Origin of the sequence: Rhizobium phaseoli (genome assembly GCF_003985125.1) — a bacterium.
In the GTDB taxonomy this organism is placed as follows: domain Bacteria; phylum Pseudomonadota; class Alphaproteobacteria; order Rhizobiales; family Rhizobiaceae; genus Rhizobium; species Rhizobium phaseoli.
The window spans coordinates 92340-101324 of record NZ_ML133585.1 but is presented as its reverse complement, the minus strand read 5'-3'; the positions used below and the strand labels follow the sequence as shown (position 1 = coordinate 101324).

The window sequence follows — 8985 nt, the reverse complement described above, 5'->3', positions numbered from 1 at the left end:
GCCGACGGCGCTCTACAGACGTGATCACCTCAATTGGATGCTTCGTCATATGACTACTCCTAGTGTTACCACTAGGACTGGCAGTCAGAAGCCCTCTATCGCAAGACGGCCTTCACCGTGGGCTTACAGGAAGGCCGCGTATCAACCTATTGGTTGTTCTATCTTTGATGATTCCTGCCACAGCCTCGCCTCCCCGATGCTCACGGCTTGCTTCATCATTCCTTCGCGCAAACAGCTTCCAACTTTCTCAATAAACGCACAAGGGAAGAAATCGATACAGTAGATCGCAGGCTCTGTGCGCTCTCCGACAATTCCAAGTCGAAGGCTTTGAATTTGCTGAGCCGGCGATGCGCCGGCTCGCACCCCGCGGTCGCGGCATGTTCGTGTTCTGAACCGTGGCGCCGTCGTCATCACGCTGTCGCCTTTCACCCGTTTTCAGGGCGCTACCGTGGGAGCAGTCACGCGAGGGAGTAGTAACAAATAGATTTTTTCCGCGGAGCCGCTTCCGCGTTGTGGGCATGACGCGCCAAATACGGACGAACGTCCTTCATCTGAAACGAAAAGCATCGGTATTCGACTAGGAGATCGGCATCGGCTAATCCGATGTGCTGGGTGACAGTGCAGAAGTTCACGGACATGCTGTTGAGAGCAGCATTATCGCCGTTTTTCAGTAAAGATGGGCGCAGTCATGATGTTATACAGTCGTGACGATCCGGATATCGCCTTTGCGATCAAAGACATCGACCACGACCTGGCGGCCGGAGCGGCGCAATGCGATATCCGCGGAGCCGGCGCCGATCCGCAGGCGCCGCAACACGACTTCGTCAAGAAACGCGGGAAGCTGCGGCTCATGAAAGCTGATCTGTAACGTCTTCGGATCGAAATCGAGGCCAAGGCATGATTGTAAGAGGAAGAGCGGTGCTGCCGCCGCCCAGGCTTGAGGGGAGCAGGCCACTGGATAAAAAGTCGGGCCCTGCGCTCGCTGACGCGACAACCCGCAGAAAAGTTCGGGAAGCCGCCGCAGATCGATATAAGTAGACGCCGCAAAGAGGCCATCGAATATTCTCGCCGCTGCGGTTCGATAGCCATAGACCGCGAGACCCTTGGCGATCAAGGCGTTGTCGTGCGGCCAAATCGAGCCGTTGTGATAACTCATCGGGTTATAGCGCGCCTCGGTTGAGGCGACGGTTCGAATGCCCCAACCACAGAACGATGACGCGCTCATCAAGGTGCGCGCAACCTGTTCGGCTCGCTCCTGATAGGCGATACCGGTAAATAGCGCATGGCCCGCATTTGACGATCGAACTCTGCAAGGTCGCTTATCGCCGTCGAGTGCCAGGACATAGGTACCAAGCTCCTCGTCGAAAAAGTGTTCGTCGAAGGCGAGGCGTAGTTGGTCTGCCCTCGCAAGCAGAGCCGATGCGCGGCCTGATTTCCCGCAGCGCTGGAATATTTCTGCCGCAGCCTTCCAGGCACCGTAAACATAGGCTTGGACTTCGGCAATTGCGATCGGCCCCTTGGCCAGACGTCCGTCGGCATGGAAAACGGAATCATGACTGTCTTTCCAGGCCTGATTGATCAAGCCTTCCTCAGTCAGTCGGCCATACTCGACGAAGCCATCGCCGTCACGGTCGCCGTAATCCTCGATCCATGATAATGCCGCCTCGATCTGAGGCAGAATACGTTTGATGGTCTCAAGGTCGCCGGTCCGTTTGACATAGTCGCCGGCCAGCATGACGAACAGCGGTGTGGAATCGATACTGCCGTAGTAGCGACGAAACGGAACCTCGCCCAACTCGGCCATTTCTCCGCAACGGACCTCGTGCAGAATTTTCCCAGGCTCCGCGTCGCGGGCCGGATCTAATTCCTTCGCCTGGTTTGCCGCCAGATAACCTAGAACGCCACCGGCGATCTCCGGTTCGAGCCAAAGTGTCTGCATGGCCGTTATGAGTGCGTCCCGCCCGAAGACGGTGCTGAACCACGGAATGCCTGCGTAGGGATAGGGTCCCTCCGGCATGTCGGTCACCAACATATGCAGATCCGCCGCGCATCGTCGTGCTGCCTCGTTGAAGATCTCGTTGGAAGTAAGGATCGAAGCCGTTTTCGAGGACAAGGTTCGAAGGGCACGCCGGGCGTCACGCAAGGCGAAGAAGAAGGACCAGTGGCGCGATTTTTCGTCTTCTCCCGGATCGCATGCGATTTCGATGAACAATGAGCGGGTTTCGTGCGGCGCAAGCCGCAGGTCGTATCGGACGAGCCCATCGTCGGATCCGTCTGGGGGAGGATCGAAAGAGACTCTCGTCGACCGCCGACGATGGTCGAGACCTTCATAGGAAAGAAGGATTGCCTCGCCCTTGACGATCGGCTTCAGATGTTGGCCCCGCTTGGCCCTCGCAGTTCCACGTACCTCGAAGAGGTCGGCGAAGTCTGCTGCAAATGCAATCTCGATGCGAACGTACTGCGGAGCTTCGTGGTAGTTGCGCACCGTCAGCCGTTCGTGACAACGCGAGTTCCACAGGAAACGGGTGCGTCGAAGATGCACCTGATCGTGGCCGATAATGAGTTTTCCGGCTGTGTCGAAAAGATCGGGATTGGTCAGGTCGCATGTGAGCGTGGCATTGTCGTCGCGCAATGTCGAGGACAGCAGCATCGGCCTCTGGCCATTTATCGCCAAGGTGAGGTGAGAGAGATAGCGCGTGTCGCGATGGAAAATCCCCTCCGGACTGTCCGGTCCAGAAAAGATGTCACCATTGTGATCGAAAACGCCGAATGTATCGCCGTGTTTCAGGATCAGTGGCTGTCGCTCCTGGAGGGAAGCGGTTGCCGGTATCATAAACTGAGCGATCGGCGTACCTGAGGCCGCCGGCGCTGGGAGACTGTCGGAGGAATCGATCGGCATTTTTCCCATCCTCTGATCAATTGATGAGCTCCGTACCAACGGCATAGCTCTTGGAATGGCGCAGTCGAGGGATCTTTGGCTGAACACCAGGCAACTGCCGATATATGTCCAGGTAATCCGTAGCCATTCGTTCAGCGGTGAAGCGTTTCTCGAAAGCTCTCCGCACTCCGCTGCGATCAAGCTTCAGCGCCCATTCGATATTCTCAACGGCTTCGGCGACATTATCCACAAGAATGCCGGAGACATCGTTGTCAACTAACTCGGGCGCCGAACCTCGTCGGAAGGCGATGACGGGGGTGCCGCAGGCCATCGCCTCGATCATGACCAACCCGAAGGGTTCCGGCCAGTCTATCGGAAAGAGCAGCGCACGGGCGTTGCCGAGAAAATCTGCCTTCTGGTCGTCGTTGATCTCGCCGATGAATTCGACATTCTGATGACCTTTGACCATCGGTTCGATCACCGTCTCCCAGTAGGTTTTGTCAGCCGCGTCGATTTTTGCCGCAATCTTCAAGGGCATTCCGGTTCGGTTGGCGATCTCGATTGCGCGGTCGGGGCGTTTCTCGGGCGCGATGCGGCCGAGAAAGGCGAGGTAATTGCCATTCGGCATTTCGGTGAACGGCAACAGGTTTGGCGGCAAACCATGATAGACCGTTCCGGACCAATTAACTGGTGGCATCGGTCGGCGCTGATCGTTCGAGACTGACACCAGCGGAACCTCTGCGAAAACTTGGTAGAAAGAACGCAGGTCGGGCAGATCCAGGCGCCCGTGCAGGGTAGTAACCGCTCGATCGGCGAAATCGTGAATCAACGGGAAGTGCAGCATATCAATGTGAAAATGCAGGACATCGAACTCACTGGCCCGGCGGCGAACCTGCTCAAGCATGAGGATGTGATACGGCAGGTGATCCTTGACCGCCGGATTGAGCCTCAGTGCGGCATCCGAACATGGTATCAGCTTCGCGCCGGTGACGGAATCGCCGCTGGCAAAGAGGGTCACGTCGTGGCCCTTCGCGACGAGTTCTTCACAGAGAAAGGAAACAATACGTTCAGTTCCGCCATAAAGCCTAGGCGGAACGCTTTCTGCAAGCGGCGCAATTTGAGCGATCTTCATGGCAATTCTCCTCAAAAGAGCAACGAACCATGACCGCAGACCGACACGCCAGCAGGCAAGCTGCTGAAACCGAGCGGGGCGGCAAGCTTTGAAGAGATTGACAGAGCAATTCGATGTTGCGGCGTGAAGACATCGACGTCGTTACTGTGTAGCCTCATGCTTCCAGAGTTTCGTTACAGGACATTGTACACTTCATGACCGGATAACGGCGCAACGCGGACAAGGTTCGATTACATCTAGATCATTGTAGGAACGATGGCGTGTAATGCCCGCTGTCCTCGAAGAAGAGGGTGAAGTCAGCCATGAATAGCAATTCCCGCAAGTTGTTGCCTCGTTCGATTGTCGTCGTGATTGCAAGGAATATCTCGACCGGCAATCTCTATGTAAACTTGGGGCTGTTGTCGTCGGGATGCAGGATGCGTCGAGCGTCGACGAGGAAGGTACGCTGCCCAATAGCTGGAAAGTCGTGCTTCACTTCGAATTAGATCCGGACCGGTCCAGTACAACCGCAAGGTTGCCTAACAACTTTGCGCCGCCGATCAAGAATCCAGTAGATCTACTTTTGTATTGACGTCTTTCAGCGATGGCCCATTTTGGAGTACGTGATAATGCATACGGATTAACGCATGTGCCGCCGCATCTATGTTAGTCAGTCTTTTCAAGAGCTGGCAGAAAGCTTCAGCTTTGCTGAGCAGGGTAAGGTGGATGACCTCGGTGATCGGCTCCCTCGTTACAATGGCGCTCCGGCCGAAGTTTACCACATCATCATCCAGGACAATGCGCGGCAGGGAGAGAGGTCGAGGCCTGCCTTTGCTATCGCCCGCTGGGGCTTCATGCCGACGGGGATGGACCCACGCCGCCAGGCACCGGCAATCGTGCGCGGCGACACGATGGCCACTCATCACATGTTCCGGGATGCTTACCGGTCGCGCCGCTGCCTGGTTCCGATCAGTGGCTTCATCGAATGGAGCGAGAGCAATCAACCGTACGCTGTCGCCTTGAAGGATCGATCGACTTTCGCCCTGGCGGGCATTTGGGAAGTTTGGCGCCATCCGGTCGGCATCGACATCCGCACATTTGCCGTCGCAACCTGTGCACCAAACGACACGATTGCGACGATCCACAATCGCATGCCGGTCGTGCTTCGTCCCGAGGATTATGAGCGTTGGCTATCTGCAGATCCAGATCCACATGACCTGATGAAGCCATTCGACGCCAAAGCGATGACGATGTGGCCGGTCGCGCGCCGCGTAGGTAATGCCAGGAGGGCCGGCCCCGAAATCCTAAGTAGAGTTGATATAAATTAAAGATTAACTCGGCATTCTGATTAACAATTTTAGGTAAATTGACGATCTTTCAAACTATGTCATCCTTTCAACCTGCCGCACTCCTCCGTTAACATCTCTGACTAAGGCGGCATTGGGTAATACGAAATGCCCCGTCCTGGCGGGGCGTTTCGTTGATTGGGCTCCGATACTGCGGGACCTTCGGTCCAATACCGTACGGGAACCAGGCCAGTCGGCTTTGGTTAGTGCAGTGGGATCGCAAAGAGGCCCTGTACCCAGGGCCGGTCCGCATCCCTTTCCTTGCTTTGCGATCCCGACCTTTTCCAATTTGCCCCGCCTTCAGCGGGGCTATTTTTGTTCGACTTGGAACAGGCCGCGCTAAGCTTAGTCGAGGTCTGAGATAGCAGCGACAGGCGCTCCCGGGGGCCACTCTCGCGGAGGTAGCTCAGGTCAGAACCGCCTGGATTTTGCTGGACACCGCGCAACGCCGATTTACATCGGCACCAGAAATAAACACTGAAATTGGCCCCACCCGCGAATTTTTTATCAGGCGATGCTGTTTCTCCGCCAACCTCTCTGTGTTAGGCAGCCCAAAAGCGCCACTCTTGGGCGCGACAACCTTACGCTCTCGATATCGAAGGCAGGCGCTGGCATTGAAGGTTTATCGACCAGAGATCGATGGCTTAAGGGCCATATCGGTGATCGCGGTTATTCTTTATCACGCCGAGTTCACGGTTGCCGGCCACACCTTGCTGCGGGGCGGGTACATCGGCGTCGATGTGTTCTTCGTGATCAGCGGCTTCCTGATTTCCCAGATTCTGCTGACGGAAATCGAAGCAACGGGGCGTATCGATTTCCTTAGATTCTATACGCGGCGTGCGCGGAGAATTCTGCCGGCCTTGTTCGCGGTCATCTTCGCGACAATGCCCTTCGCCTATTACCTCTTATTGCCATCGGAACTGCTGGATTTCGCCAATTCCATCGGTTCGTCGCTCCTGTTTGGATCGAACATCTATTTCTATTTCACCGCGGCCCAGTACGGGGAGCCGGATACCCTTCTCAAGCCCTTTCTGCACACCTGGTCGTTGAGCGTCGAAGAGCAATTTTATATCGCCTTTCCGCTCTTATTGCTGATCACGCGCCGATATTTGAAATCAAGGTTTTTGGCGTGCGCGTTGCTCATGGCAGCCTTAAGCTTTGCGTTCTGTGTCCTCACGGTGCGGTATGATCAGCAACAGGCCTTTTACTCGCCGCTCACCCGGGCCTGGGAACTTCTGGCCGGAACACTACTTGCCTATTACGAGGTGAAGCGCGGACGCGCGCGCCCCCAGCCGTTGCTTGCGGCGGCCGGGCTTGCGCTCGTGCTTGGTTCCCTGATCTTTTTCGGGAAGGACACGGTTCATCCTGGCCGGCTCACTGTCATCCCCGTCATCGGGACCTGCCTGGTGCTGGCGTTCGCCAGTCAGAAGAACACGGTCGGGCGCCTGTTGGCGTCTCGGCCCGCAGCGCTCACCGGGATCGTCTCCTACTCCCTTTACCTGTGGCATTATCCGGTCTTCGCCTTCGCGCGGCTGACAAGCGTGGATTTTACCAACGGCGACAAGTTTCTTGCCGTTGCAGCGACCGCCCTGGTCGCGGTCGTCGGCTTCGTCGTCATCGAAAGGCCCTTCCGCTACACCAGGAGAAACCGCGCCTTCTGGATCTCCCTGGGCTCATCAGTTGCAACCATCACGACTGCTGTCGTGTCGGTAATCACCATGGCCGGTTTTCCGCACCGGCTGGATCAGGTCTATTCCCCTGCCGCGCAGGCGAATGAAGCACGACTCGAGAGCACTTTTCTGAGCTTGAACGACAACATTCAGCCAGAAAAGCCGATCATCTTCATCATCGGAGATTCGTTCGCCAGAAACTGGTCAGTCGCGCTCAAAAATTACATCGACGCCGACCGATACCAGGTCGTGGCGATCAGCTACTTGAACTGCATGGTGGAAATCAAGAACGACAAGGTTCAGGCCCCGTCTCGCGCCAGCATCTACGACAAGTACTGCATTCCCTTTGAAAAATACATCAACGACAAGTCATTGCTCAGCCGAACGAAAGCGATTTTCCTCGCGAGTAATCAGCCTTTTGAGTACACCGTGAACCCGTTCCGGTTTGAGCTTATTTCCTGGATGAAAAGCCATTCGGACAACGCGAAAATTTTCGTTTTCGGAAATTATTTCCAGCTGGATCGATTGCACTCGTGCCTGGGGCTGATGTTTCAGACCAAATCCGATGCCTCCACGTGCCTGCGGTTGGCAACCTATCCGCCGGCCAACCAGACGATAACGAAGCTGCCCTTTTACCCGTCGGATCTTGCATTCAATTACATCGATATCATCAAGCTTCACTGCGATTACGACAAGCAGAAGTGCCTCACCAGCAGCGGGGGTGTTCCGTTCATGACGGACTGGGGCCATCTGACAGCGGAATTTCTGACGACCTTGCTTGGCGACATTCTGGAAAAGAGAGCCGCCGACCTCAGGGGCACCGGCCTTCTCGATTTCCTGGTACAGCCGCACGATCGGCAAGCCGAACGAACTGCAAGTTCTCAGCCGCACGCCGGCCCCGCGTCTTCCGCGTCTCCATCAGAGTAGGCGGCCTGACGCCCGGAACGACGGTGAGACAAGAGCCCTTTTGATCACATGAAACCCGGATTTCGCGGCAGATACTGCGTCCAGTCGCCATAGCCGGGCGATGCCATCAACAGCATCGGAAAGCTGATCCGCATGCCTTGATCGACGGCAAGGCTCAAGGCGCTGTCGCATGTGCCCGGCAGGAACGCCGAAATCTTCTCGGCAGAGCCATCTGCCGCCAGCGCCAAGGCCGCCGCAAAGGCATCGTGAAGAACGTCGGCTCGCTTCACGGCGAGCGGACCAATATGTCCGTTGACGCCGACATAGCAGTAGCCGACCAGATCATTACCGGCATGGAGCAAGAGCCCCTTGATCGCCGGATCATCGAACAAATAGCGGTGATGTTTCTCGCGCGAGACGCCGATGGCACGGCAATCGATCGCGCCAAGGTTCGCCATGGTGGCAGCACTGTTATCGATCGCGACGGCGCGCAACGGCACTTGCGGCAATGTCCGTCTCAGCCGCTCGCGCTCGGCAGTAAAGAAGTAGACCGGCATCTTCGGAAAGAGGCCATGCCTGATATAAAGCCCCTGCGAGACGCGATTGAAGGTGAAGGTGATCAGAGCCTTATGCGTTGCGCCCGATTTTCGGGCGTGCGCGAGGGTTCGTTCCAACAGCGCATTGCCGATACCCTGCCCTTGTCGGGCGGGATTGACGAACAGCTGGGCGAGGAACCAGACATCGCCGCAAACCCAGCTCCAGGCAAAGCCGACAATTTCGCCGGCTTCTTCGGCGAGCCACAGGCCGTCCGGATCATCCTTGAGCGAAAACAGCTGAAAGTTTGGAGAGCTTGGCATCGCCATCGGTCCGAAGCCATGGCGGACAGTCAGCTCGTTGATGCTGGCGACCACCAGCGCATCGCTGGCGGCCAAATCTTCCGGCCGGGCAGGCCTGTAGACAGGCGGCATCGGATAACCCCATAATCTTTCGCGATTGGCCGCGAGGGGACGGATGGTCGCCTCCACGTAAGCCTCTTCGCGTCTGGCGCTTAGGCCGCGCAGGGAGAACGCAGGC

The 8985-nt window shown here is 56.7% G+C and carries 5 protein-coding genes and 1 pseudogene; 2 read left to right on the top strand and 4 right to left on the bottom strand.

The annotated features are described in order from the left end of the window. Window positions 1-694: 694 nt before the first annotated feature. From EFD56_RS26045 to EFD56_RS33240, 3 genes and pseudogenes are all read right to left on the bottom strand, one after another. The gene (locus EFD56_RS26045) at window positions 695-2908 is read right to left on the bottom strand and encodes an amylo-alpha-1,6-glucosidase (RefSeq protein ID WP_126906684.1); all 2214 of its coding nucleotides are present in this window, start codon (window positions 2906-2908) and stop codon (window positions 695-697) included. Window positions 2909-2915: 7 nt separating this feature from the next. After that, window positions 2916-4010: a glycosyltransferase family 4 protein gene (locus EFD56_RS26040; protein ID WP_126906683.1), complete on the bottom strand. Its 1095-nt coding sequence runs from the start codon at window positions 4008-4010 to the stop codon at window positions 2916-2918. 394 nt (window positions 4011-4404) lie between these two features. Further along, window positions 4405-4491: pseudogene (locus tag EFD56_RS33240) on the bottom strand (histidine kinase); the annotation flags it as partial. A 145-nt stretch (window positions 4492-4636) separates the two neighbouring features. On the opposite strand from EFD56_RS33240, the gene EFD56_RS26030 reads away from it, so the two are divergent. Beyond that, complete coding sequence (locus tag EFD56_RS26030) at window positions 4637-5317, top strand: SOS response-associated peptidase (RefSeq protein WP_126906682.1); 681 nt, start codon at window positions 4637-4639, stop codon at window positions 5315-5317. 632 nt (window positions 5318-5949) lie between these two features. Next, the gene (locus EFD56_RS26025) at window positions 5950-7932 is read left to right on the top strand and encodes an acyltransferase family protein (protein ID WP_126906681.1); all 1983 of its coding nucleotides are present in this window, start codon (window positions 5950-5952) and stop codon (window positions 7930-7932) included. 44 nt (window positions 7933-7976) lie between these two features. Here EFD56_RS26025 and EFD56_RS26020 read toward each other — a convergent pair whose 3' ends face one another. Then, complete coding sequence (locus EFD56_RS26020; RefSeq protein ID WP_126906691.1) at window positions 7977-8879, bottom strand: GNAT family N-acetyltransferase; 903 nt, start codon at window positions 8877-8879, stop codon at window positions 7977-7979. Window positions 8880-8985: the final 106 nt, after the last annotated feature.

Bases quoted from the DNA above. Each gene is read 5' to 3' on its own strand.
- EFD56_RS26020 (WP_126906691.1), bottom strand. From the start codon at position 8,879: ATGCCGCCTGTCTACAGGCCTGCCCGGCCGGAAGATTTGGCCGCCAGC.
- EFD56_RS26045 (WP_126906684.1), bottom strand. From the start codon at position 2,908: ATGGGAAAAATGCCGATCGATTCCTCCGACAGTCTCCCAGCGCCGGCG.
- EFD56_RS26030 (WP_126906682.1), top strand. From the start codon at position 4,637: ATGTGCCGCCGCATCTATGTTAGTCAGTCTTTTCAAGAGCTGGCAGAA.
- EFD56_RS26040 (WP_126906683.1), bottom strand. From the start codon at position 4,010: ATGAAGATCGCTCAAATTGCGCCGCTTGCAGAAAGCGTTCCGCCTAGG.